Annotated in this window: 25 protein-coding genes and 1 riboswitch; of the genes, 17 read left to right on the top strand and 8 right to left on the bottom strand. The window is 58.5% G+C overall.

Going from position 1 to position 25146, the window contains the following annotated elements:
- Positions 1 to 139 precede the first annotated feature (139 nt).
- The 6 genes from WBR25_RS06455 (at position 140) to WBR25_RS06480 (ending at position 6276) form a co-directional block, all read left to right on the top strand.
- Positions 140 to 523 carry a Rid family detoxifying hydrolase gene (locus WBR25_RS06455; RefSeq protein ID WP_005344164.1) on the top strand — a complete coding sequence of 128 codons (384 nt, stop codon included), beginning with the start codon at positions 140 to 142 and terminating at the stop codon, positions 521 to 523.
- 22 nt (positions 524 to 545) lie between these two features.
- Positions 546 to 1835 (top strand): L-cysteine desulfidase family protein, encoded by a 1290-nt coding sequence (locus WBR25_RS06460; protein WP_479749587.1) that lies wholly within the window; start codon positions 546 to 548, stop codon positions 1833 to 1835.
- Positions 1836 to 1899: 64 nt separating this feature from the next.
- Positions 1900 to 2553 carry a helix-turn-helix transcriptional regulator gene (locus tag WBR25_RS06465; protein WP_005334376.1) on the top strand — a complete coding sequence of 218 codons (654 nt, stop codon included), beginning with the start codon at positions 1900 to 1902 and terminating at the stop codon, positions 2551 to 2553.
- A 153-nt stretch (positions 2554 to 2706) separates the two neighbouring features.
- Positions 2707 to 3294 carry a histidine phosphatase family protein gene (locus WBR25_RS06470; RefSeq protein ID WP_279486819.1) on the top strand — a complete coding sequence of 196 codons (588 nt, stop codon included), beginning with the start codon at positions 2707 to 2709 and terminating at the stop codon, positions 3292 to 3294.
- Between the two features lie 150 nt (positions 3295 to 3444).
- Positions 3445 to 4638, top strand: a complete 1194-nt coding sequence (gene fabV, locus WBR25_RS06475) for an enoyl-ACP reductase FabV (RefSeq protein ID WP_005361765.1) — start codon at positions 3445 to 3447, stop codon at positions 4636 to 4638.
- A gap of 162 nt (positions 4639 to 4800) precedes the next feature.
- Positions 4801 to 6276, top strand: a complete 1476-nt coding sequence (locus tag WBR25_RS06480) for a YfcC family protein (protein WP_193859987.1) — start codon at positions 4801 to 4803, stop codon at positions 6274 to 6276.
- A gap of 63 nt (positions 6277 to 6339) precedes the next feature.
- Here WBR25_RS06480 and WBR25_RS06485 read toward each other — a convergent pair whose 3' ends face one another.
- A complete protein-coding gene (locus WBR25_RS06485; protein WP_479749588.1) occupies positions 6340 to 7554 on the bottom strand; it encodes a pyridoxal phosphate-dependent aminotransferase in 1215 nt (404 codons plus the stop codon).
- Positions 7555 to 7935: 381 nt separating this feature from the next.
- Between WBR25_RS06485 and WBR25_RS06490 the strand changes: the two genes are divergently transcribed.
- Together WBR25_RS06490 and aqpZ are read left to right on the top strand one after the other, a co-directional pair.
- Entirely contained in the window at positions 7936 to 8148 is a 213-nt protein-coding gene (locus WBR25_RS06490) for a DUF1653 domain-containing protein (protein ID WP_005334366.1), read from the top strand.
- A gap of 270 nt (positions 8149 to 8418) precedes the next feature.
- Entirely contained in the window at positions 8419 to 9108 is a 690-nt protein-coding gene (gene aqpZ, locus WBR25_RS06495) for an aquaporin Z (protein WP_005334357.1), read from the top strand.
- A 92-nt stretch (positions 9109 to 9200) separates the two neighbouring features.
- Here the strand turns inward: aqpZ and WBR25_RS06500 are convergent, their stop codons facing one another.
- Positions 9201 to 9950: a lytic transglycosylase domain-containing protein gene (locus tag WBR25_RS06500; protein WP_421268728.1), complete on the bottom strand. Its 750-nt coding sequence runs from the start codon at positions 9948 to 9950 to the stop codon at positions 9201 to 9203.
- 328 nt (positions 9951 to 10278) lie between these two features.
- On the opposite strand from WBR25_RS06500, the gene WBR25_RS06505 reads away from it, so the two are divergent.
- Positions 10279 to 10719 (top strand): GNAT family N-acetyltransferase, encoded by a 441-nt coding sequence (locus WBR25_RS06505; RefSeq protein ID WP_041980377.1) that lies wholly within the window; start codon positions 10279 to 10281, stop codon positions 10717 to 10719.
- Positions 10720 to 10724: 5 nt separating this feature from the next.
- Here the strand turns inward: WBR25_RS06505 and WBR25_RS06510 are convergent, their stop codons facing one another.
- On the bottom strand, positions 10725 to 11267 hold the full coding sequence (locus WBR25_RS06510; protein ID WP_005353308.1) for a YceB family lipoprotein: 543 nt from the start codon (positions 11265 to 11267) through the stop codon (positions 10725 to 10727).
- Positions 11268 to 11364: 97 nt separating this feature from the next.
- On the opposite strand from WBR25_RS06510, the gene cls reads away from it, so the two are divergent.
- A complete protein-coding gene (cls, locus tag WBR25_RS06515) occupies positions 11365 to 12846 on the top strand; it encodes a cardiolipin synthase (RefSeq protein ID WP_005334350.1) in 1482 nt (493 codons plus the stop codon).
- 107 nt (positions 12847 to 12953) lie between these two features.
- Positions 12954 to 14216 (top strand): DUF945 family protein, encoded by a 1263-nt coding sequence (locus WBR25_RS06520; RefSeq protein ID WP_479749589.1) that lies wholly within the window; start codon positions 12954 to 12956, stop codon positions 14214 to 14216.
- 79 nt (positions 14217 to 14295) lie between these two features.
- Here WBR25_RS06520 and purU read toward each other — a convergent pair whose 3' ends face one another.
- Entirely contained in the window at positions 14296 to 15132 is an 837-nt protein-coding gene (gene purU / locus WBR25_RS06525) for a formyltetrahydrofolate deformylase (RefSeq protein WP_479749590.1), read from the bottom strand.
- A gap of 259 nt (positions 15133 to 15391) precedes the next feature.
- Positions 15392 to 15548: riboswitch (FMN riboswitch) on the top strand.
- Between the two features lie 104 nt (positions 15549 to 15652).
- Here purU and ribB point away from each other — a divergent pair.
- Positions 15653 to 16306: a 3,4-dihydroxy-2-butanone-4-phosphate synthase gene (ribB, locus tag WBR25_RS06530; RefSeq protein ID WP_206901512.1), complete on the top strand. Its 654-nt coding sequence runs from the start codon at positions 15653 to 15655 to the stop codon at positions 16304 to 16306.
- Positions 16307 to 16531: 225 nt separating this feature from the next.
- The gene (locus WBR25_RS06535; RefSeq protein WP_005334342.1) at positions 16532 to 16774 is read left to right on the top strand and encodes an Lpp/OprI family alanine-zipper lipoprotein; all 243 of its coding nucleotides are present in this window, start codon (positions 16532 to 16534) and stop codon (positions 16772 to 16774) included.
- A gap of 172 nt (positions 16775 to 16946) precedes the next feature.
- Here WBR25_RS06535 and WBR25_RS06540 read toward each other — a convergent pair whose 3' ends face one another.
- Together WBR25_RS06540 and WBR25_RS06545 are read right to left on the bottom strand one after the other, a co-directional pair.
- Positions 16947 to 17795, bottom strand: a complete 849-nt coding sequence (locus WBR25_RS06540) for a tetratricopeptide repeat protein (protein ID WP_115522919.1) — start codon at positions 17793 to 17795, stop codon at positions 16947 to 16949.
- On the bottom strand, positions 17792 to 18514 hold the full coding sequence (locus tag WBR25_RS06545) for a 4'-phosphopantetheinyl transferase family protein (RefSeq protein WP_206901514.1): 723 nt from the start codon (positions 18512 to 18514) through the stop codon (positions 17792 to 17794). The genes WBR25_RS06540 and WBR25_RS06545 overlap by 4 nt, the downstream gene beginning before the upstream one ends.
- Positions 18515 to 18789: 275 nt before the next feature.
- Here WBR25_RS06545 and WBR25_RS06550 point away from each other — a divergent pair, with 275 nt between their 5' ends.
- The 4 genes from WBR25_RS06550 (at position 18790) to WBR25_RS06565 (ending at position 23031) form a co-directional block, all read left to right on the top strand.
- Positions 18790 to 19278, top strand: coding sequence for a C40 family peptidase (locus WBR25_RS06550; protein WP_005334331.1), 489 nt, complete (start codon positions 18790 to 18792; stop codon positions 19276 to 19278).
- Positions 19279 to 19426: 148 nt separating this feature from the next.
- On the top strand, positions 19427 to 20398 hold the full coding sequence (gene rlmF / locus WBR25_RS06555; RefSeq protein WP_479749591.1) for a 23S rRNA (adenine(1618)-N(6))-methyltransferase RlmF: 972 nt from the start codon (positions 19427 to 19429) through the stop codon (positions 20396 to 20398).
- 246 nt (positions 20399 to 20644) lie between these two features.
- A complete protein-coding gene (locus tag WBR25_RS06560) occupies positions 20645 to 21370 on the top strand; it encodes a MaoC family dehydratase (protein WP_479749592.1) in 726 nt (241 codons plus the stop codon).
- Positions 21371 to 21615: 245 nt separating this feature from the next.
- Positions 21616 to 23031, top strand: coding sequence for an SLC13 family permease (locus WBR25_RS06565; protein WP_479749593.1), 1416 nt, complete (start codon positions 21616 to 21618; stop codon positions 23029 to 23031).
- 66 nt (positions 23032 to 23097) lie between these two features.
- Here the strand turns inward: WBR25_RS06565 and WBR25_RS06570 are convergent, their stop codons facing one another.
- Together WBR25_RS06570 and WBR25_RS06575 are read right to left on the bottom strand one after the other, a co-directional pair.
- Positions 23098 to 24087: a DUF481 domain-containing protein gene (locus WBR25_RS06570; protein WP_128815862.1), complete on the bottom strand. Its 990-nt coding sequence runs from the start codon at positions 24085 to 24087 to the stop codon at positions 23098 to 23100.
- A gap of 39 nt (positions 24088 to 24126) precedes the next feature.
- A complete protein-coding gene (locus WBR25_RS06575; RefSeq protein WP_225315433.1) occupies positions 24127 to 25035 on the bottom strand; it encodes a L,D-transpeptidase family protein in 909 nt (302 codons plus the stop codon).
- Between the last annotated feature and the right edge of the window lie 111 nt (positions 25036 to 25146).

Genomic DNA, 25146 nt, shown 5'->3' on the forward strand with positions numbered 1-25146 from the left:
GGTTTATATTGAGGCCGAAAGGTGCCTTTAAACGCCATTTTTGTATCTTTTTGTTGAATGGATAAAATAAAAAGCAAATAATGTTGAACGGAATGAGATTCATGATTGCAAAAAAAATTGCACAAACAGGAGTGGCTATATGAAACGCATCATCACAGCAGCAGCGGCACCTGACGCTATCGGTCCCTACAGCCACGGCACTGCCTATGGCGACCTCATCTTTACCTCCGGTCAGTTGCCGGTCTGCAAGCAACAGGGTGGTGTGGTGGAAGGGGGCATTGCCGCCCAGACCCGCCAGTCACTGGAAAACCTGAAATCCGTGCTGGAAGCCGCTGGCGGCTCGCTGGATACCGTGCTCAAAACTACCTGCTACCTCGCCGAGATCAGCGATTTTGCCGCGTTCAACGAGGTCTATAAAGCCTATTTCCAGAAAGATTGTCCGGCGCGCAGCTGCTTCGCAGTGAAGGATCTGCCGATGGGCGTCAAGGTTGAAGTGGAAGCGATCGCCCATATCGCTCGTTAATGCTGATAAAAAGGTTCAAGTGATGAAACAAGCGTGGCAGCAGTATCTGCAGATTATTCAACAGGTTGTCAAACCAGCGCTGGGTTGTACCGAGCCAATCGCCGCCGCCTATGCCGCGGCTGTCGCCACCCGGCAACTGGGCTGTGAGCCCGGTCGCCTCGAGGTTGCGGTGTCGGACAATCTCTATAAAAACTCGATGGGTGTCTATGTGCCGGGCACCGGCAAGATCGGTCTGGCCATTGCGGCCGCGGCCGGTGCCATCGGCGGCAACGCCGATGCCGGGCTGGAGGTGCTGGCCGCGATCCAGCCAGAACAGGTGGATCGTGCCCAGCAGCTGATCGATGCCGGCAAGGTGCAGGTGAGCCGCACCGCCGCCCCCGAGTTTATCTTCTGCCGCGTGACCGTTTATGGCACTGATGACAAGGGTGAAGAGCACAGCGCCGAAGTGACCCTCTGCGGCGGCCATACCCGCATCGTCGAGCAGCGCCGCGATGGCGAGGTGACCTTCACCGCCGATCAGAGCCAGGGCGGTGCCACCGGTGCCATCTGCGACGGGGTCGATATCAGCATCGCCGCCATCTACGAGTTCGCCACTCAGGTGGAGTTCGAGCAGATCAGGTTCATCCTCAAAGCCTCCGAGCTTAACGGCAAGCTCTCTGCCGAGGGGATGAACAACCCCTATGGTCTCGAGATCGGGCGCACCATGCAGCAGAACATCAATGCCGGTCTTATCGGCGAGGATGTGATGAACCGCATCGTGATGATGACGGCGGCTGCCTCCGATGCCCGTATGGGGGGCGCGACCCTGCCAGCCATGAGCAACTTTGGCAGCGGCAACCAGGGCATTGCCGCCACCATTCCGGTGATGGTGATTGCCGAGCGCTTTGCGGCCAGCGAAGAGCAGCTGGCTCGCGCCCTCATCATGAGCCATCTGGGCGCCATCTATATCAAGTCCCACTATCCGCCGCTGTCGGCCTTCTGTGGCAATACAGTGACCAGCGCGGCCGCCTCCATGGCCATGGTCTATCTGGCGGGCGGCAGCTTCGAGCAATCCTGCTTCGCCATCCAGAACGTGCTGAGCGACAGTGCCGGTATGGTATGTGACGGGGCGAAGGCCTCCTGCGCCATGAAGGTGAGTACTTCCTCCGGTGCGGCGGTGCGCGGTTTCCTGATGGCCCTCAACAGCCACTCGGTGTCGGGGCAGGGGATCGTCGCAGGCGACGTGGATCAGACCATCCGCAACGTCGGCCAGATGGTGAAGGAGGGCATGTCTGCCACAGACAGCACCATTATTGATATCATGTCCGCCTGATGTCCCTGTCGGTTGCTGCCCGGCGCCCATTGTCCGGCAGCAACCCTTGCAAAAAGGTCCCATTGTGAAGCTGCAAGAGTTGAGTCCGAGCGATTTTGAGATCCTCAAGTCGATGGAGAACATTGTGGATGGCATCGCCGCCATGTATGGTCAGCACACCGAAGTGCTGCTCCACAGTCTGGATGCGCGCAATCCCTCGATCGTCAAGATTGCCAACGGCCATATCACCGGCCGCAGTGTCGGCGCCCCCATCACCAACCTGGCGATGATGAAGCTCAAGAGCGGGCAGGATATCTCCAGCCCCTACATGACCAAGTGCGCCACCGGCAAGACGCTGCGCTCTATTACTACCGTGATCCGCAACGGGGAGCACAGGGCCATCGGCTTGCTCTGCATCAACAGCGACATGGATGCTCCGCTGCAATCCGTGCTGCGCACCATGATGCCGGAGTGCATGCATCCCCACGAGAGCCATGCCACCCCGGAGGTGTTCGCCCGCAACATCGACGAAGCGCTCAACAGCACCATCGACACCGTCAGTGCCGAGGTGCGTGGCAACGAGGCGGTGCCTCCGTCCCAGAAGACCCGGGTCATCGTCAACCAGTTGCACGACATGGGGATCTTCGAACTGAAAGACAGCGCCCAGATTGCCGCGCGCCAGCTCGGGATCTCGGTCCACTCCATCTACCGCTATCTGCGGGAGATCAAGAAGGGCTGAGCCGGTTCACTCTGGCCAAATTGATAGCAAACGGGTCGGCACTGACCCGTTTTTTACGCCTGCGTTTACACGTCTGTTTGGGCCATCCACCGGGCTCATCTGCTATCATCGTCCCCTTTATTTTTCTATCTCTCTGAACGTGCTGGAGAAATCATGTCTCGACTCATCTATCTGCTGCGCCACGGCCAGACCCGCTTCAATGCCGAGCAGCGTCTGCAGGGGCGTTGCAACTCCGATCTGACCGACAAGGGGGAGGCGCAAGCCATCGCCATGGGGCGGCGCCTTGCCGACGAGTTGGCGGATCCCGCCCGCTGGACCGTCTATGCCAGCCCGCTCGGTCGCGCCCGTCAGACTGCGCTGCTGGTGTGCGAGCAGCTGGGGCTGTCAGCGGATCGCATCATCTGGGACGATCGCTTGATGGAGCTGGGGATGGGGGAGTGGGAGAGCTGCCAGATCCCGGCGTTGCGTCTTGCCCACCCCGAGCTCGATACCGGCAAAGGGGACTGGTATCTGCAGGCTCCGGGGGCCGAGAGCTTCGAGAGCATTCAGCGCCGGGCACACCTGTGGTTGCAGGATCCTGCCATCGCCGAGCGGGCCATCGTCATCTCCCACGGTCTGCTCGGTGCCATGCTGCGTGGCGTCTATGCCGATCTCGACTATGAGGCGACCTGGTCACAGGAGTTGCCGCAAGATGCCTTCTATAAGCTGCAGGATGGCCACATCACTCGCATTGCTTGCTAGTTGCCGTGAGGTGGCACCATGGCATGGACCATGATTGCCACCTTCGGGTGCCCATTTTTGCCGCAGTTCAACACATCAGAGCACCTTATCGCGGCAAGATGAGGTATCTTATGCCCCGATTTCATCCATTAAACGGATCCGAGACCCCATATGATCATCAAACCCAAGGTTCGCGGCTTTATCTGCACCACCACTCATCCGGTCGGTTGTGAAGCCAATGTTCGTCGCCAGATCGCTTATACCAAGGCCAAGGGCACCATCGAGAATGGTCCCAAGAAGGTGCTGGTGATCGGCGCTTCCACCGGTTATGGCCTGGCCTCCCGGATTGCGGCTGCCTTCGGTAGCGGCGCCGCCACCCTCGGCGTCTTCTTTGAAAAGGCGGGCACCGAGTCCAAGACAGGTACCGCTGGCTGGTACAACTCTGCCGCTTTCGACAAGGCAGCCAAAGAGGCGGGCCTCTACGCCAAGAGCGTCAACGGCGATGCCTTCTCCAACGAGTGCCGCGCCAAGGTGATTGAGCTTATCAAGCAGGATCTGGGTCAGATTGATCTGGTGGTCTACTCCCTGGCTTCTCCGGTGCGCAAGATGCCGGAAACTGGCGAAGTGGTGCGCTCTGCCCTCAAACCGATCGGCGAGGTCTACACCACTACCGCCATCGATACCAACAAGGATCAGATCATCACCGCCACCGTCGAGCCGGCGAACGAGGAAGAGATCCAGAACACCATCACCGTCATGGGCGGTCAGGATTGGGAGCTGTGGATGGCAGCCCTGCGTGATGCAGGCGTGCTGGCTGACGGCGCCAAGTCCGTGGCCTACTCCTACATCGGTACCGATCTGACCTGGCCAATCTACTGGCATGGCACTCTGGGCCGCGCCAAGGAAGATCTGGACCGCGCCGCTGCAGCCATCCGTGGCGATCTGGCTGCCAAGGGCGGCACCGCTCACGTGGCCGTGCTCAAATCCGTGGTGACCCAGGCTTCTTCCGCCATTCCGGTGATGCCGCTCTATATCTCCATGGCTTTCAAGATCATGAAGGAGAAGGGCATTCACGAGGGTTGCATGGAGCAGGTAGATCGCATGATGCGCACCCGTCTCTACGCGTCCGACATGGCGCTGGACGATCAGGCTCGCATCCGCATGGATGACTGGGAACTGCGCGAAGATGTGCAGCAGACCTGCCGCGACCTGTGGCCATCCATCACCAGCGAAAACCTCTCAGAATTGACCGATTACACCGGCTACAAACAGGAGTTCCTGCGCCTGTTCGGTTTCGGTCTGGATGAGGTCGATTACGATGCGGATGTAAATCCGGACGTGAAATTCGACGTGGTCGAGCTCTGAGTCTGACTCAAGTGAAAACAGGGCCCCGCGGGGCCCTGTTTTTTTGGCAAACATTCCGCTAATTTGCGGAATTTTATTATCAGCGATCACCTTTTTCCCATATCAAACCCGCTAGTCTTGCGCTGATCGGATCACAGACGGCATTGCCGAGGTACGGAAGCTATGACCACTCCAAACGAGGCGTCCAAGAAGCGCCAACTCCCCACTGTTTATACCCTGCTTTTCATCATCATCGCGCTGATGGCCGCCCTGACCTGGGTGCTGCCAGCGGGCAAATATGACTATGTCACCGCCAAGACCCAGCAGCCGGTGGCGGCAGCGGCCGTGGCTGACTACAGCGGCGACGAGCGGCTGTTGCCGGTGCCTGGCAGCTACACCGAGTTACCCGCCCACCCGCAGGGGGTGTTCGAGGTGCTCAAGGCGCCCATCCAGGGCTTTCACAAGGCGGCCGATGTGGCGCTGTTCGTGCTCATCATCGGTGGTTTTCTCGCGGTGACCATGCAAAGCGGTGCGCTCGATGCCGGGGTGGGGGCCATTGTGCGCGGCTTTGCCGGGCGTGAGCGGCTGCTTATCCCGGTGCTGATCGCCCTGTTTGCTCTCGGCGGCTCCACCTTCGGCATGGCAGAGGAGACGGTGGCCTTCTGGGCGCTGATCGTGCCGGTGATGATGGCGGCGGGCTTCGATCGCATGGTGGCGGCGGGGATCATCCTGCTCGGCTCCGGGGTCGGGGTGCTCGCCTCCACCGTCAACCCGTTTGCCACAGGTATTGCCTCCGGTTTTGCCGGTATCCCCATCGGCGAAGGGATCGGTTTGCGGGTCATCCAGTGGCTGCTGCTGGTGATCTTTGCCTCCTGGTTCGTGATGCGCTACGCCAAGCAGGTGCAGCAGGACAAATCCCGCTCCGTGCTGGCCGACATCACCTATGACGACGAGTTCTCCCAGATGAAGAGTGGCAACCTCGCCTTCACCGGCAAGCAGAAGCTCACCATGCTGGTCTTCTTCGGCACCTTCCTGCTGATGATCTATGCGGTGGTGCCCTGGTCGGATTTGGGGATCGACGTGCTGCCCACCTTTGGCTGGTGGTTTGACGAGCTATCCACCCTGTTCTTCAGCGCCTCCATTCTGATCGCGCTAATCAACCGGATGCCGGAGTCCAACTATGTGGCGACTTTCCTCAGCGGCGCTCGGGATCTTATCGGGGTGGCGCTGGTGGTAGCGGTGGCGCGCGGCATCTATGTGGTGATGGAGCAGGGCGTCATCATCGACACCATTTTACACTGGGCCGAAGGGTTGGTGACCGGGCTCTCCTCGTCGGTCTTCATCCTGATGGCCTATCTGGTGCACATCATCCTGAGCTTCTTCATCCCCTCCACCTCGGGGCTGGCGACCGTCTCCATGCCGCTGATGGGGCCGCTGGCTGACTTCTCCGGCATCTCCCGGGATCTGGTGATCACCGCCTATCAGTCCGCCTCCGGCTGGATCAACCTGTTCGCCCCTACCGCCGCCCATCTGGTGGCGGGTCTGGCGCTCGCCAAGATCCCCTACGATCGCTTTGTGCGCTGGGTGTTGCCCTTTATCATCGGCGTAGCCCTCATCACCATGGCTGTGCTGGTGGCAGGTGCCCTGCTGCACGGCTGATGGCACGGATACAACGACAGATAACAAAAAGGCTCCCGCGGGAGCCTTTTTCATGAGCTTTGCTTACTGCTTGTAGCCCTTGAGGAAGCGGGCGAGGCGGCCGATGGCATCCTCCAGCTCCTCTTCGCGGGGCAGGAACACCAGCCGGAAGTGATCCGGCGCCGGCCAGTTGAAGCCGGTGCCCTGCACCAGCAGCAGCTTTTCCTGTTGCAGCAGGTCGAACACCATCTTCTGATCGTCGCGTATGTCATACACCTTGGGGTCGAGGCGCGGGAACATGTAGAGCGCCCCCTTGGGTTTGACGCAGGAGACCCCAGGGATCTCGTTCAAGAGCTCCCATGCCTTGTCCCGCTGCTTGCGCAGGCGACCGCCCGGCAGGATCAGCTCGTTGATGCTCTGGTAGCCGCCAAGCGCAGTCTGGATGGCGTGCTGCATCGGCACGTTGGCGCACAGCCGCATGGAGGCCAGCATCTCCAGTCCTTCGATATAACCGCGGGCACGGCCTTTGGGGCCGGTGATGACCATCCAGCCCTGACGGAAGCCGCAGGCGCGGTAGGCCTTGGAGAGGCCGTTGAAGGTCACCACCATCACATCGTCACACAGGGTGCAGACGCTGGTGTGGGAGATATCGTCGTAGAGGATCTTGTCGTAGATCTCGTCGGCGAAAATGATGAGGTTGTGCTGGCGGGCGATCTCGATCACTTCCAGCAGGAACTCGCTGCCGTAGACGGCACCGGTCGGATTGTTGGGGTTGATCAGCACCAGGCCGCGGGTGCGCGGGGTGATGCGGGCGCGGATATCGCCGAGATCCGGGTACCAGTCAGCCCCTTCGTCGCAGCGATAGTGCACCGCATGGCCACCGGAGAGAGTGACGGCGGCGGTCCAGAGCGGGTAGTCGGGGGAGGGCACCAGCATCTCGTCGCCATTGTTGAGCAGTGCCTGCATCGCCATCACGATCAGCTCGCTGGCGCCATTGCCAATGTAGATGTCGTCGATATCGACCTTGCGCATCCCTTTTTGCTGGTAGTACTGCATCACCGCTTTACGGGCAGAGAAGAGCCCCTTGGAGTCGCAGTAGCCCTGGCTCAGCGGCATGTTGAGGATCACATCCTTGATGATCTCTTCCGGCGCATCAAAGCCGAACGGGGCCGGGTTGCCGATGTTGAGCTTGAGAATGCGGTGGCCTTCGTCTTCGAGACGGCGAGCCTCTTTATGCACCGGGCCGCGGATGTCATAGCAGACATCGTCGAGCTTGTGCGACTTGTCGATTGTGAACATGGTGAGTGTGATTCCTTCCCCACAGGGACGCGTTGGCGAAAAAGGCGATTTTTAGTATCAAATTTCTTTTCCCCTATTCTTCACAGAATTGAATGCTAGAACAATCCTCTTTTTAGAAGAATTCCCTGATTTTTAGCCCTAAAACAGGGTTGCTAGAACGTTAAATTCAGCACGATCTTTGGTGCTAACCAAGGTTAACTAGTGAAACATGGGGAACGAATTAACAAAGCTGCCTGACTGTGTTGCAATATCCGGATCCTGTGGCACGATTGGCTTGTGTAAATAATCGTCTTCGTCCCCCTTTTCGATGAGTTGACTGGCACCCATGGTGTCATCTTTATGTGGTTCGCTCATCGGCGTTCACTTCTGTGAGGTTTTCCCATGCAAGCACCCGTTCCAGGCCGCTATCGTCACTTCAAGGGGGGTTACTATCAAGTGCTTGCCCTGGCTTTGCATACCGAAACCCAGGAGCAGCTGGTCATTTATCAATCCGAGCAGGATGGTCAGGTCTATGCCCGTCCCGTTGCCATGTTTATGGAGTGGATTGAGCATCAGGGGCAGGTCGTCAGCCGTTTTGCCCCGGCAGGAGACTGACCACGCCTCCGTTTTTATCGTTCAAGGGATGAGCACTCGAGCTAAATGGTGTCACAAGTTGTCGCATGACGCCCTTGGGTATCAGATGTGCAGCTGGCTGTCTTAATGATAAATCCCTTATCTAATCAACTAATTGTGACGAATATCACATTCAATGAGCTCTGCCTGCCGGGTTCGCAATCTGGACTCACACTCCCATAATGCTGCGCTTGTTCAAGCATGGGCCCTTCTCGGGTCTTGTTCGGTGTTATCTCAAATGGGAGAAATAATGTGAAACCTGTTGCTGCTGAGTTTATGGGCACTTTCTGGCTGGTATTGGGCGGGTGCGGCAGTGCCGTGCTGGCTGCGGCCTTCCCTCACGTCGGGATTGGTCTGCTGGGGGTCTCGCTGGCTTTCGGTCTGACTGTGCTGACCATGGCGTTTGCCATCGGCCATATCTCCGGTTGCCACCTCAATCCGGCCGTGACCGTCGGTTTGTGGGCGGGTGGTCGTTTTCCGGCATCCGGTGTACTGCCTTATATCGTGGCGCAAGTGTTGGGTGGCATTGCCGCCGCTGCCGTGCTTTACGTGATTGCCAGCGGTCAGGCCGGGTTTGATCTCTCTGCCGGTTTTGCTTCCAACGGCTACGGTGAGCACTCTCCGGGTGGTTACAGTCTGACTGCCGCACTCGTATGCGAAATGGTGATGACCGGTTTCTTCCTGTTCGTCATCATGGGCGCCACCGATAGCCGTGCGCCTGCCGGTTTCGCGCCGATCGCCATCGGTCTGTGCCTGACCCTGATCCACCTCGTCAGCATTCCGGTGACCAATACCTCGGTCAACCCGGCCCGCAGTACCGGTGTTGCGCTGTTTGTCGGTGACTGGGCCATCAGCCAGCTGTGGCTGTTCTGGGTTGCCCCGATTGTCGGTGCCATTCTGGGTGCGCTGGCTTATCGCCTGGTGGCGACTGAGCAGAAGTAATCATTTGCGAAACAAAGTGTGGTATCGACACGCCTGCGGGCGTGTTTTTTGTTTCTGGAGGGGCGAGAAAAGAGCATTAACCGAGGCTAACCTCAGAGCCCTTTGGCCTGCAGCATCTCTTTGTAGCGCAGGTGGAGGAGCTGGACGCGCTCCACATAGGCACGGGTTTCCGCATAGGGCGGGATACCGCCATGTTTTTGTACGGCGCCCGCGCCTGCGTTGTAGGCCGCGGTCGCCAGCGCCACGTTGCCGTCATACTGCTTGAGCAGTCCCGCCAGGTATTTCACCCCGCCGAAGATATTCTGCTCCGCCAGCAAGGCATTGCCGACCCCCAGCTCCCGCGCTGTGGCGGGCATCAGCTGGGTCAGCCCCATCGCCCCCTTGCGGGAGACCGCCAGCGGATTGAAAGCGGATTCCGCATGGATCAGCGCCCGGATCAGCGCCGGCTCAACCTGATAGGTTTTGGCGGCCGCCTTGATGGTGCTGGCATAGTCATAGAGAAACAGCCCTGTGGTCTGCCAGTTGACGCTGGATTTGGGATCGCAGGCGAAGCAGTCATTGAACAGCAGTAGCTCGTAATGGCCCTCTTCGGGTGCCATATCGGAGTAGCGAACCACCCCGTTCTGTTGCACCGATTTATAGACCTGGATCTGCTTCTTGCCGTTGGTGGCGACTGCCGCTGTTTGAGCGGTGTCGGGTTGTGAGGCGGGAGTGGCATCTTTGACCGGACGCAAGGGGGAGGGAGCTGCGGTCAGGAAGATCACCTCCGCGGGAGGGGGAGTCTGGCTCCATCCGCTCAGGGGGATCAACAACATATGGCCTGCCAGCATCCATGCTTTCAACCCTAATACTCCTTCTTGTGATGACCATGTTGAGTAAAGCATCATGACGAGGGCAGAACAAGCGGCCAACAGGGGGCAAATGATCCGATTCGGTGACCGGGATCAAAGTATCCGCCGCAATAAAGGATTGTCATCATAAAGCACGGTTTTGGCAGTCAGGCGGTGGGTCATGGCCTCTTCTACCCGGTAAGCAAGCTGCCCATGACGCCCGCTTTTTTGTTGACGAAAGGCATGCTATCGTGCTGGCGTCATGTGGTCGGATTAGCGCACCGTATCTGGCACTAATAACTGATTATCAAAGGATTTGTCTGTGACAAGCAAGCTGGCGATGGAACTCACTTTCGAAGAGTACTGCGACGCCGACCTCTCCCTAATCAGGGACTATTACGAGACGACGTTTTCCCACTATGTGCCGGATCTGGCCGAGCGGATCTTTGTCGTGCGTGATGCTCACTGGCTGGTGGGGGCGGTACGGTTGCGGGACGAGGAGGAGTTTTACCATCTGTGCGGCTTTCGCCTGTTGCCCCACTACCAGTCGCTGGGATTGGGATCACGGCTGCTGCAGCACGCCTGTCACGGTCTGTTGGACAAACCTGTGGTCTGTCAGGCGCTACCCTTCGAGAAGCCTTTCTATCTCAAGGCCGGGTTTGCCGATATGCCCCTCAATCAATTGAGCGGGTCGCTCTTCTCCCTCTACGAGCGGCAGCAGCAGCAGGGTTATCAGGTGGAGCTGCTGGTACGGGATACCACCCAGCCCCTCCTGAATTGAGCGGTTTAGCGGGGTTTGGTCAGCAGGTGGATCTTGCCCGGTGACAGCTCCAGCCCCAGCAGATTCTCCTTCAGCCAGGCCTGATCCGGATCCTTGTCATTGAGTTTGTAGACCGGTTTGGTCTCGAGCCGCTTCTCCATACTCTGCAGCAGCATGTTGAGCATCAGCCCGAACTTCTTCTCGGCCGCCTCCGGCTCCAGCTTGTACTCCACCAGCTTCATGTTATCGAGAAACAGCGCGCTCTGGCTCTTGTCATAGCGGGGTCTCGCCTCATAGGTCATCTGCAGGCGGGCGTCATATTCGGTATTGTCTGGCAGGGCGATTTTGAGCTTGCCCTTGCCATAGACCCGGGCGGTATCGGGGCGTTGGCGACCGATCTGGACATCGCTCTGCTCAAGCGTCACATGGGCCTTGATGATGCCCGGCAGCTCCAGCTGTTTGTCGACTTGCACCTGAGATTGCAGGTACTGGTTTATCTGTTGCTCATTGATGTCATATGAGCCTTGGCCTAGCATGGCCAGGCTGAGCAGCATAGATTGCAGGATCATGCGTGCGACCTGATAGAATGGATTTGCCTTACAGCATACCATCCTGGCCGGTTGGGGTCTGCCCACCGCGCTGTTTGTCGATTAGAAGGAGTCCCCGTTGTTTAACGGTCTGGAACACGATCTTCAACTGCTGTTTTCCCGTTTTCTGGGTTGGCTGCTACTGCTTTTTCATACCGTGATTGTCACCGGTGTGTCGTTTCGGGTGGTGATGAAACGCCGTCCCATCGGGGTGTCGCTGGCCTGGCTGGCGCTGATCTATGCCATTCCGTTTGCCGGGGTGGGTTTCTATGTGCTGTTTGGTGAAATAAAGCTGGGGCGCCGCCGTGCCGAGCGCGCCCAGGCCATGTATCGCCCTTATGCCATCTGGATCCGTCAACTGGCCCGTCTGTTCCCGCAGCACTGCTGCGAAGTGGGCGCCAAGGCACAGCCGCTGCACGATCTCATCCAGGGACGGCTCGCCATGCCGATGCTCTCTGGCAACCGCATGACCTTGCTCAACAGGCCGGACTGGATCTTGCGCGAGATTGCCCAGGATATCCGTCGCTCGACGCTCTCCTGCTATCTGGAGTTCTATATCTGGCATCCGGGCGGTGATGCCGACGAGGTGTGCGAGGCGCTCATTGAAGTGGCGCAACGCGGCGTGGATTGTCGCTTGCTGCTTGATTCGGTGGGCAGTAAACAGTTCTTCCGCTCCCACTGGCCCAAAAAGCTGCGCAAGGCGGGGGTCAAGCTGGTTGAGGTGCTGCCGGTCGGCGCCTGGCGCATTCTGTTCCAGCGTCAGGATCTGCGGATGCACCGCAAGCTGGTGGTGATCGATGACAGGGTGGGTTACACCGGCTCCATGAACATGGTGGATCCCCGTTTCTTCAAGCAGGATGCAGGGGTCGGCCAGTGGGTCGACATTATGATCCGGGTGCAGGGGCCCATGGTGCCGCTGATGTGGTCGATCTTCGTCTGGGATTGGGAGATGGAGACCGGCGAGCGGCTGCTCGACAGTCTGCAGCATGAGCCGGAAGCCTGGCCCCAGACCAACTACCGCGCCCAGCTGATCCCGTCCGGCCCCTTCGTCGGCGGCGACTGCATCCAGCAGAGCCTGCTGCTGGCCATCTATCAGGCGCGCAGCCATCTGGTGCTGACGACCCCTTACTTTGTGCCCGACGATCCGCTGGCGGCCGCACTCAGTTCGGCAGCGGCGCGCGGAGTGCAGGTGCAGCTGGTGTTGCCGGCACGCAACGACTCCATCATGGCCAATTACGCCTGCAACGCCTTTATGGAGGAGCTGCTGGCGGCCGGGGTGGAGATCTACCGCTACGATGCCGGTCTGCTCCATACCAAGAGCGTGCTGGTGGATGATGACTTCGCGCTGGTGGGGACGGTCAATCTGGATCGGCGCAGCCTCTGGCTCAACTTCGAGGTGACCCTGCTGGTGGATAACCCCTCGTTCGTGGCCCAGATGACCCGGCTGGTACAGGGCTATATGGCGGAAGCCACCCCGATGACCCTGGCCCAATGGCAGGCCCGCCCCTGGTACAAGAAGGCGATGGAGAACATCTTCTATCTCTTCAGCCCCTTGCTGTGATGTTGTTGCGAGCCGCAAGAAAGTGGACTCGCCATCTGATTGGACTTGCCTAGCCCCGAGTCCGCCCCGTAGAGTGCAGTGACAACTCCCTGGAGACACATGGATATATGAAAAAGATAGTGGCCCTCGCCGTGGGTGCGGCACTGGTAGGTGGTGGTCTGGCTGCGTGCTGGTACACGGGCAACAGCTTCGACAACATCATGGCGGAACAGATCGCCAAGGTGGAGAAAGAGAGCGGGCTAGACATGCAGTGGCTGCCGGGCAGCAGCAACCTCTTCACCCGTGACGGGATCCTGAAGGTCGTGGTGACGCCGGAGGAACTGGCTGCCATTGACAGCGAGCTGGAGGGCAGTCAGCCCATCGAGTTGCAACTTGTGGTCAAGAGCCAGCTCCTGCCGCTCTACATCAAGAGCCACTTCCTGCTCGATACCCATAATGGCACGCTAGCGCCGGTTTTCACTGCACTGGGCATGGAGCAGTGGGAACTCGGTCTGGAGTCGGTCACCAGTCTCTGGACCCAGGGTAACAGCAGCCGTTTCTGGGCCAATGAATTCAAGATCAAACAGGGGCTGGACGAGTTCAGCTTCCTGCCTCTGAGCGGCGAGTTCCACGGCAATCTGGAGGGGAATGGTCACCTCACCATGACCTGGCAGGGGATGACAGTTCACGAAGAGCAGAGCAAGATGGACTTGGTGCTGGCCGATCTGAAAGGGAGTGCCGACATTGCCGAGATCAGCGGTGTGCTCCTCTCGCCCCAGAGCGAGATGACCCTCTCGGCCCTCACGGTACAACTGCCTGACAGCGTCAAGGTTGCCCTGCAGGGGATGACTACCGAGACTCAGCTGACCGGTGATGATGCCCAGACCCTCTCCAGCAGCTATCAGATGAAAATTGCCAAGCTGGATCTGGAGAACGAGACCGACACCCTAGCGGTGACCGACAGCAAGTTGGCGCTCAACCTCAACGGTCTGGATCTGGAAGGGTATCAGGGGCTGCAGGCCGCCGGTGGCAAGGGAGTTGAAGATGCCGCTATCCAGCAGGCGCTGGACAAGATGCTCAAACGTGGCGCGACCCTTGAACTGGCCGATCTCAGCGCCAAGCTCAACGGTGAGGCGGTGACCATGAAGGGGGACGTGAAGCTGGCCTCCACCTCGCTGGAGCAGCTGTTCAACAGCGACGCGGGGATGCAGGCCCTCTCCGGCGTGTTGCATGCCAGCCTCAGCGACAAGCTGGGCAAGGCGGTGCCGCAACTGGCCCCCATGCTCGATCAGCTGACCCTGATGGGTTATCTGAAGGCCGACAAGCAAGCGCTGACCTCCGAGCTGAAGCTGGAGAAGGGCGCGGTGACGGTAAACGATCTGCCGCTCTGACACTCGGCGCAGAAACAACAACGGCTCCCGCAGGAGCCGTTGTTGTTTCTGGCGTTTGCATACGAGCCATGTGGGCGGATTACTTGAAGACCACCGTCTTGTTGCCGTAGACGAACACCCGCTCGTTCAGTACCCGCTCCAGCGCGCGGCTCAGCACCGATTTCTCCACATCCCGACCCGCCTTGGCCATGTCGTCCGCACTGAAGGCGTGACCGACGTGGATCACGTCCTGTTCGACAATGGGGCCTTCATCCAGGTCGTCGGTCACGAAGTGGGCGGTGGCACCGATCAGCTTGACGCCGCGATCAAACGCCTGTCGGTAGGGGCGGGCACCGATGAAGGCGGGCAGGAAGGAGTGGTGGATGTTGAGGATCTTGCGCGGATAGGCCTCGACGAAGCTCGGGGTCAGCACCCGCATGTACTTGGCCAGGATCACATAGTCAGGCTCATAGCTGTCGATGATGGCGCGTACCTGCTCTTCATGTTCGGTCCGGCTCAGATCCTCGTGACTGACGGTGTGGAACGGGATATCGAACTTGCCGGTGAGCTCGGCCAGGGTATCGTAGTTGCCGATCACCGCAACGATATCCATATCCAGCGCGCCCGCGTAGTTCTTCATCAGAATATCGCCGAGGCAGTGGGTCTCCTTGGTCACCAGGATGACGATGCGCTTCTTGCCCGCCTTGACCAGACGGCGCTGGGCGCCGGTGGGCAGGGCATCATCGAGGTCGGCCAGCAGGGTTTCGTCGTTGAAGCGCCCCTCCAGCTCGGTACGCATAAAGAAGCGGCCATTCTCGTGATCCACAAACTCATCGTTCTTGATGATGTTGAGCTGGTGCTTATAGCAGATGTTGGTGATCTTGGCGATGAGCCCTTTGGCATCCGGGCAATCCGTGAGCAGTATTTTCTTTTCCATCTCTGTCATTTTCCGTTTGTGGTGTTGGCGCTGCTGTCTGCGCCGGCAGCGTTGTTCAGGCTCTCTTTTCGGGCCCTGTTTTTTTGTTTCGGGAACTATGCCATAAACCGATCCGAGCCATAAAGAAATTCGCCAGTCATAGCCTCTCGCGCTGGCGAGTGGGCCGCAGAGCGGGATCCCGGGCGCAATGTTGAAACGCTTTTCAGCCTGCGGGGGATTTTGGCTGGTATCTGCAACCGTTTTTCTTTAGGCTGTCTGCGCTTATTCTCAGGGCGGGGTGCAATTCCCCACCGGCGGTATCCCGATTGACTCGGGGAGCCCGCGAGCGCCCGACTTGGCTGATTGCCGGGTCGGGGTCAGCAGATCCGGTGAGATGCCGGAGCCGACGGTCATAGTCCGGATGAAAGAGGATAAGACAGACCTTGCCGTGTTGGCCCTTGTGGGCTGGCCGCCGCATGCCCATCTCTGTCTGCCTTTCCATGCCCTGATTCTGGTCCTTGTCTTGTTTAGGAGTTTTACCATGAATCAGTCTCTACTCAGTGAATTCGGTGATCCCGTTGCCCGTGTCGAAGCGGCCTTGTCTGCCTTGCGTGCCGGAGGCGGCGTGCTGGTGGCCGACGATGAAGATCGGGAGAACGAGGGCGACCTCATTTTCGCCGCCGAATCCATGACCAATGAACAGATGGCGCTGATGATCCGCGAGTGCTCCGGCATCGTCTGCCTCTGTCTGCCCGACGAGCGAGTTCGCCAGCTGGAACTGCCAATGATGGTGGAGGCCAACTCCAGTCACTACCAGACCGCCTTTACCGTGACCATCGAAGCGGCGCAGGGGGTCACGACCGGTGTCTCGGCGGCTGATCGCATCACCACCATCCGCGCAGCCATCGCAGACGGCGCCAAACCGGGTGATCTGCACCGCCCGGGTCATGTTTTCCCGCTGCGGGCGCGAGCCGGTGGGGTGCTTACCCGTCGTGGTCATACCGAAGCGACGGTCGATCTGATGCAGCTGGCTGGCCTCAAACCGTTTGGTGTGTTGTGTGAATTGACCAAAGAAGATGGCTCGATGGCGCGTCTGCCAGACCTGGTTGCCTTCGGTCGCAAGCACCAGATGCCAGTGCTGACCATCGAGGATCTGGTGCAATATCGTCAATTGTTGTCAGAACGTACAGCCTGAGCCTCATACGAAATTGTAATAAGGCAAAAATTTGGTTAACCTTTGTCCGTGCCCCCACCACATGGCACTCATTTTTTAGACGGATTTGGACAAAAACTGTTCATTCAAAAAAAAATGAGGGTTTTAATGCATTTATCTGTGGTGGGGACTATGCAAAGTAGGATTTTTTTGTGCCATAATCACGCCGCTTGCTAAACGTCTGGCGAGTTCAAGGGAGCTTTAAAAATGAAAAAATTGTTGTTGGTAGGTGTTGTTGGTCTGTCCGCTCTGCTGGGCGGTTGTGCAAACACCAGCGAACTGGAAACTTCCGTTCAGAATCTGTCTAACAAAGTTGACCAACTGGCTCAAGATGTTAGCGCAGTTCGTGCTGATCAGTCCAAAATCGCTGCTGATGTTGCCGAAGCCAAGCAAGAAGCTATGCGTGCTAACCAGCGCATCGACAACATGGCTACTTCCTACAAGAAGTAATCCATGCGAAAAAAATGGCGCAGTTTTGCGCCATTTTTTTTTGCCTGAAATTCACCGTATCTTCACTATTCCCACAGCACCTTATTCCCACAGTACCTTCTTCGTACTTGACCCATGAGGTCATGCCGGTCTCCCGGCACTCCCCCATCATTACCAGCCAGTTCGATTCCGCTCAGTAGAGCAGACTATAGAGTTTGCGACGGTAGCTCTGTGCCGCCGGTGTGCTGCCCATGGTCGCCAGAATATCGAGATAGGTCTTTCTGGCATCGCCGAATGCCAAATCCCGCTTGAGGATCTCCAGCAGCAGTCCCAACGCCTCTTCCTGACGACCAGCCTGGTTGTATTGCACCGCCAGCTCCTGAGTCAGGGCATAATCATCAGGCTGTTCTGCATGACGGGCTTCCAGCGCGCGCAGCTCCGGGCTGTCTGCCGCTTGCAGGGCCAGCGCCAGTCGTGAGCTCAGGGTATGGAAGTGGCCATCCTGCGCCGCCATCGGGATGGTGCCGAGGCGCTCCTGCGCTTCATCCAGCAGGTTGAGGTCGAGCGCAGCTTGAATGAGCCACAGGCTGATGTCGTGACGTTCAGGGGCCAGCTGGTGTGCCTTGGTCAGATGGGCATAGGCGATGCTGGGCTGCTCGTCAGCCAGTGCCTGTTGCCCCTTGGCCAGCAACTCTTCCTCTTCTTTGGGGGCGAAGGCGGCGAAATACTGGCGCAGGGTGGCTTCATCCTGCGGCCCTTCGATGATCCCCTGTTCGTCAGGGCGACCCTGATGGAACAGCACCAGCGCCGGAAGGGCGCGCAGGCCGAGCTGGCTGGCCAGCGGTTGCAGCTGGGGATCGTTCATATCCACCTTGGCCAGGGTGACCTGCTCATTGGCGGGCCCAACCAGTGATTCGATCAGCGGTGTCATCCCCTGGCACTCCGGCATCTGCGGAGCATGGAAATAGATGACGACCGGCTTCTTCATGGACGCATCGATAAGTTCAGCGTGAAAATTCTGGGGAGTAATGTCGACGATCATGAGTTGGACTCTTCAGAAAGGGTGTTGAGTAACATGGGGTTAAGCGAGTGGCAATTCAAGCGCTCATCCAGCCGGTAAAAGGCCACGGGGGCTGCCGTTGCCGCGAGACTGAGCCAGCCGCTGGCAAAGGGCCAATCCTGTACCTGATAAGGGGTGTCATCGAGCCGGTTGTCGAGTCGCCATCTTTCCTCCGGGAGAAACCGCACCTTCTCCAGTCCCGCCGCTATGCCGCCACCGTGGGCTTTCAGTACCGCCTCCTTGCGTGACCAGAGCCGGTAGAAGGCGCTCTCCTGCTCTTGGGCAGGCAGTGTGCAGAGCCACTCATATTCACTCTGTGCATAAAACCGGCGGGCCAGGGGGAGGGGATGATGCCGCCGTTTGCCCAGTTCGATATCCACCCCAAGCGGTCCATGCGGGCAGAGCGCCAACACCAGCCAGCTGCCACTGTGGCTCAGATTGAACTGCCAAGCATCATCATGCAGTCGGGGCTTGCCGTGGGGGCCGTTGCAAAATTGCAGACTGGCGGCGGGTTGTTGCAGCCGCTCGGCCAATAGCTGGCGCAGCAGGGCGCGGCTCACCAGATATTCCTGACGCCGTTCAGGATGGGTCATGGCTTGCCAGATATGTTGCTCATCGGTTGACAGCCATTCAGGCAATTGAGCAAGCAGTTCCTGGCATACCCTGGCCGGTTTTAACAAAAAAAGATCGGTTTCGATCATGATTTTTCACTTTAAAAAGGTGCTGAAGCAGGGATAAAAGCCAGTTATCTATGAGGCCCAAGGCTCTTTTTGCGATTGTATATTGTTTGGGCATGATCACATTAATTATGAAAAATCGTGCATTTCCTTGCAAAAATGTGAGCTTGATAGGGATTTTCACTTGCCTCGATAGAATTCTTGGATATAGTCGGGTGCTGTTGCCTTATAAATTGCCCTTTGGGGCCGTATTTTAACAAGATTTACTATTTAGCGGGGATAAAGGATTGCGCCACCTGATGCTACTGCTGGTCGCGCTCGGAATGGTGGGTTGTGCCTCGGCACCCCAACCCGAGGTCGCGAGCAAGATCGAAGTTTCCATGGTTGAACCTGTCATCGAACCGGAAGCTTCCCAGACACCCGATGTGAATGAAATCCTGACTGTATATAAAGAGTGGCGTGGTGTTCCGTACCGGATGGGTGGCAGCAGCCAGCGCGGTATCGACTGTTCCGCCTTTGCCCGTGAAGTGTTCCGCAATGCCGTCGGTATCGAATTACCCCGCGATACCCGTTCCCAAGTCCATGAAGGGACGCGCGTTTCCAAGCAGGATCTGGTCGAGGGTGACCTGGTCTTCTTCAAAATCAATCGTCGTCTCAACCACGTTGGTATCTATGTCGGCAATGGTGAATTCATCCACGCTTCGACCCGAGCCGGTGTGACGCGCTCCAAGCTGGATAGCCAATATTGGCGCAACAAGTTCTGGCAAGCTCGCCGGATCGATATCTGAGTCAGGCTGGACAAACGGCTCGCAGTACGGACTGTTTTTCCAACCTCACTTGAACCGGGCTCGATAGCCCGGTTTTTTATTGCCCTCGTTTAGACTTTCCCGAGTCAAATCACTATAGTGTGGGCCCGTTTTCTTCGGCAGGCTCAGCATGAAACCCCGCATCCCATCAGCCGGTGGCCCCAAGTCGGGCGACCGCAAATCCGGACTTCACTCCCGTAATCGCCATCAGGCGGGTTACGACTTTGAGGCGCTCTGCCTGCGAACTCCCGAGTTGGCTGCCCACGTCTTTATCAATGACTACGGCACCCGCACCATCGATTTTGCCGATCCCGATGCAGTGAAGACCCTCAATCGCGCCCTGCTGGCCAGTCACTACGGGATTGCCCACTGGGACTTGCCTGCCGGTTACCTCTGCCCGCCTATCCCGGGACGGGTGGACTACCTGCACTGGGCGGCCGACCTGTTGGCCGAGAGCGCAGGCCAGCTCCCTACCGGCAAGGGGGGGAGGGTGTTGGATATCGGGGTGGGGGCAAACTGCATCTATCCGCTGCTCGGCTGCCGCGAATATGGCTGGCGTTTTGTCGGATCGGATATCGATCCGGTCTCGGTCAAGGCGGCCACCCTGCTGGCCAAGAGCAACGGACTCGGCAACCAGATTGAGTGCCGCTTGCAGGGCAACCCCAACCATGTGTTTCGCGGCATCATAGGGCCGAAGGAGCGCTTCGCCCTGACGCTGTGCAATCCGCCGTTCCACGCGTCGCTGGAAGAGGCGAGCAAGGGGACGGAGCGCAAGCTGCGCAATCTGGGCAAGGAGGTGACAGGCGCCCCTGTGCTCAACTTCGGCGGCCAGAAGGCCGAGCTCTGGTGCGAAGGGGGCGAGGCGGCGTTTCTGGCCAACATGATTGCCCAGAGCAAGGAGTTTGCCACTCAGTGCCTCTGGTTCAGCTCGCTGGTGTCGAAAAAAGAGAATCTGCCGGGGGCGAAAAAGGCGTTGAGCCGGGTGGGGGCGCGTCAGGTACGGGTGATCGACATGGCGCAGGGCAACAAGGTGAGCCGGATCCTCGCCTGGTCCTTTCTGGATGAGGAGGGATTGCGTAACGGTTGGTCGAGCGCGCGCTGACTCCCCACCACAAGGCCCGATGAGGGCTTTTTTTCATGATGAGTACCGCTAATTTCCCCTGCTGGCGGCATCTTTGGCAATCGATTTCCTCATTGGCAGATCGTGCTGGTTTACATGGTGTAAGTAGTTACTTCCGCCCTTGGTACAGGTGTACGCCGAGATTTTTTTGCACTTACAGCTGAAACTTTAATAAAATAGGACTGGTTAGACCTCTTTACAGGCATTGAATCAAATAGGGATCGGTAGATGAAAGTTGTCGATTTTCTGAAGCGCAAGCGCGAAATTCTGGCGCAGCACCCCTTTGAGCTCAAGGATTGGCTCTCTCCGGCGATCCGCGACTACTGGCGTGAGTTTCAGCAAAAGGCACATCTTCACCCTTTGCTGGGTCGTGTGCTGGACTTGCAAGCCGAGTCCCAGAGCGAGCAGCAACAGGATGCAGCAACCGTGGCACAAGTAGCCAACGGTCAGCCTGCCGTCGCTCAGGAACCCGCTGTTGATCTGGGGGCCGAGGCGGCCGAGCTCTATGCCGCCCTGCAGGCCCGCATTGGTGAAGAGACCCATGTCGGTGAGTGGCTGCACGTCAGCCAGCAGATGATCGATCAGTTTGCTGCCGTGACCGGGGATCACCAGTGGATCCACACCGATCCGGAGCGCGCGGCCGCCGAGTCGCCCTTCAAGACCACCATCGCCCACGGCTTCCTGACCCTGGCGCTGCTGCCACAGTTGACTGGCTCGGTCGACGAGGCCACCCCCGAGTTCCCGACCGCCCGCATGGTGGTGAACTTCGGGCTGGATCAGGTACGCTTCCCGTATCCCATCAAGGTGGACAGCAACATCCGCGCCCGCACCAAGCTGGCCCGGGTCACCCCCATCAAGGGTGGGCTGGAGCTGCTCAAAGAGATCAAGGTTGAGATCGAAGGGATCCGCCGCCCGGGTTGCGTCATCGAGTCGGTGACCCGCATCTACTTCTGAGCCCCCTCATCGGCATGAATGGTGAAACGGGCCCGCTGTCGTGTGCAACGAACAGCGGGCCCGTTTTTTTGCCTGTTTGTTGCAAGGGTTGAGGCGTCAGCCATAGTGCGCCGACCCCAGCTTGATATGACTCACAAAACGGTGCGCCGTGCAGTTAGCCAGCTCTCATTTTGGCGAGTTGGCGGCATGAGGCGATAGCATGTTATGCCACTATTGGCTTCTTACTCCCGATCCTGGAGACAATAGTGCCCATCAATAACAAGATTATTCTGCCACTGCTGCTGAGCCTCGCCATCCTGCTGATCCCGACCCACTGGATCCCGCTGGAGGGGATCACCGTCATCGAGCAGCGGGTCGTGGCCGTTTTCGTGCTGGCCGCCCTCTGCTGGATCCTGGAGCCCATCCCTATCTTTGCTACCTCGGTGCTGATCATCGTGCTGGAGCTGCTGCTGCTCTCCGACAAGGGGCTCTGGTTCATGACTGCCGACAAGGCTGAACCGGGGTTTGGTGAGCTGCTCAAGTCCACTGAGGTGATGGCGACCTTTGCCTCGCCGGTTATCATGCTGTTTCTCGGCGGTTTTTTCCTCGCCATTGCGGCGACCAAGTACCATCTGGACGTCAATCTGGCGCGGGTGCTGCTGCGCCCGTTCGGTCAGGATCCCCGGATCGTCATGCTGGGGCTGATGTTGATCACCGCCACCTTCTCCATGTTTATGAGCAATACCGCCACCACCGCCATGATGCTGGCCATCCTTACCCCGGTGCTGGCGGCGTTTCCCGACAAGGATCCGGCCAAAATCGGCTTTGTGCTGGCCATTCCGCTGGCGGCCAACCTCGGCGGGATCGGCACTCCCATCGGTACTCCGCCCAACGCGGTGGCCCTCAAATACCTGACCGGCGAGCATGCCATCTCGTTCGGTCAGTGGATGGGATTTGCGGTGCCCTTTGTGGTATTGCTGTTGCTGCTTGGCTGGTTTCTGCTGGGGCGCTTCTTCCCGAGCACCCTCAAGCGGATGGATCTCAAGATTGAGGGGCGCTTTATGCAGACCCCTCGCGCCTGGGTGGTCTACCTCACCTTTATCACCACCATAGTGCTCTGGCTGCTGGGGGATCTGCACGGCATGAGCTCCTACGTGGTCGCCATGATCCCGGTGGCGGTGTTCCTGACCACCGGCATCATCACCAAGGACGATCTGCACAAGATCTCCCTCGACGTGCTCTGGCTGGTATCGGGCGGTATCGCACTGGGGCTGGCGCTGGAGGACTCCGGGTTGGCCGAGCGGCTCATCACACATATTCCGTTCCACGAATACTCCACGCTGGCGGTGCTGGTCGGCGCCTGTCTGCTGGCAGTGGTGATGGCCAACTTTATGTCCAATACCGCAACCGCCAATCTGCTGCTGCCACTGGTGGCGGCACTGGCGGTCAGCATGCCGGAGCTGGCCGAGTGGGGCGGCAGTCATACCCTGATCCTGGCGGTTACCATCTCGGTCTCGCTCGGGATGTCTCTGCCCATCAGTACCCCGCCCAATGCGCTGGCCCACGCCACCGGTCTGGTGGAGAGTCACCAGATGGTGCGCATCGGCGTCATCATGGGATTGGTCGGCACATTGCTGGCGATGGTGTGGATCTACCAGATTGCCGCTTGGGGGCTGATCTAGCGAGCCTGTTCGCCTAAAGCAAAGAGGAGCCGATTTGGCTCCTCTTTGCGTGTTGGGGATCCGAGGCTAGAAACTGGCACCAAGGCTGAGCAGGTGTCTTAGTTCGCTCTCCCGGGGTTCCGGGCTGCCTGTGTCGACAAGGATGTCAGCATCTTCCCAATCCAGCTCACTCGACCAGGAGAGGCGCAGATGGTCGTTGAAATAGTAGCGCAATCCTATGCTGCCTTTCAGATCCTGATTACGGGTGAAATAGGGGGAGGCTTGTGCCAGATATTTCAGATATCGCCCCTGGCTGAACAGCTCCATTTTCTCCTGCCAGAGGGAGAAAGGTTGGCGATAATCCCAGTTAAAACCGGCGAAGGGGTAGTCAATGACCCGTTCACCCAGAAAAATCTTGGGAACCTCGCTATCTTCACGGAAGTAGAGTCGGCTTAATCCCCCTTGGGCCATCAGCTCCAGTCGGCGGCGTTTGTCGTTCCAGAAGCGGTAGCCCGGCCCCGAGCCATAGTCCATATAGAGATAGCGATCTTTATCCAGCATGTCATATTCGGCATCGAGTGAGGTGCGCAAGAACCACTGCTGGTTGAAGAAGTAGTCCAGCGTAGGGTTGAGCTGATAATCATGGCTGTCGGTGATGTTGTCAGCGGTCTCATAGGTATATTCACCGGAGAAGCTGTAACGCCAGTCCAGATTGGCCAGCTCGCTTTTCCACTTGAGGTTGACGTTGTTGGTCTGCTTGTCATTCTGTTTGAGTTTGACATTGAGATCGCCGCTGCCGGTCCAGAGCCAGGCGTTGCGTTCATCTTGGTCATCCTCGAACAGCTTGAGCCCACCCTTTGCCGTTGCCTTGGGTTTGTCCTCTTTATCGATGCGCCAGCGTTTGATGGCCTCCCGCTGGACGGTGACTGCGCCGCTGTAGGGCAGAGCGATGCGCACTGACTGTTCGGTCACCTCCTCGATGTTGCCGGTCAGACGATCGCCATTGTTCATCCAGAGAATGTCCTTGGCCCACAAGGAGTGACAGGCCAACAGGAGTAGGAGGGGCAGGAATTTCATGAGGTAAGGTGACTCCGGTGCGACTCGGGCGCTGGTGACTTAGCCACTGACAAGTTGGCTGCTGATGGGGCGGGGCAGGCCGTTTTTGCTCTCCAGCGCCGCCGTCACCTCATCCTGCATCACGTCAGGTGCACTGATAAAGCTCTCTATGGCCGGAGATAGCACCAGCGGGGCGCCATTTTCAAGCTCCTCTTCGGTGCGGGAGAGCGGGGAGTGTACCTCCAGCCAGCGGCGACCATCCGGTTCGATGGCGACCTTGACCGGTTGGTTGATAACCCGCACCGGCGTGCCAATCGGCACAATCTTGAACAGGGCCTCTATATCGTCAGGTCGCAGCCGGATGCAGCCAGCGCTTACCCGCAGGCCGACGCCAAAATCCTTGTTGGTGCCGTGGATCAGGTAGTCGCGTTTGCCATAACCAAGGCGCATGGCGAACTTGCCAAGGGGATTCTCTGGGCCGGGGGGCACCACGGCGGGCAGGGTGATCCCTTTTTGCTCCAGCCAGGATTTGCGCACCATGGGGCCGGGTACCCAGGTCGGGTTGGGATTCTTCTCGATGACCGTGGTGGTCATCTCGGGTGTCTCACGGCCGATATCGCCAATCCCGATGGGCAGCACGATGACCTCATTCTTCCCTTTGGGGAAGTAGTAGAGGCGCAGTTCGGGCAGATTGATGACGATCCCCTCGCGAGGCACATCAGGCAGCAGCATCTGGGTGGGCAGCGTCAAACGGGTGCCCGGCTTGGGTAAATAGGGATCTACACCCGGATTTGCTTCAAGCAGCGCCAAAAATCCAATTTGCGTATTTTTGCCAACCAGCTCCAGATGCTCATTCTCTTGGATGATGTAATCCTCCAGCTCACCGATGAGGCGACTCCCGGCTGGTGGCAGCGGGTAGCGTTTGGCCTCTGCCGGCGCCGCGCAGAGCAGGATCGCTGCCAGCAGCATGGAAAGGGCGGGCGTTAAGGGTAGGGGCTTGAGTTTCGGCAATCGCATAAGAAGATCCATCAGTTCAATCGGGGCGGAACATCATCAACACAGCCGCCAGAATGGCGCGAT

The organism is Aeromonas sp. MTB (assembly GCF_056632455.1).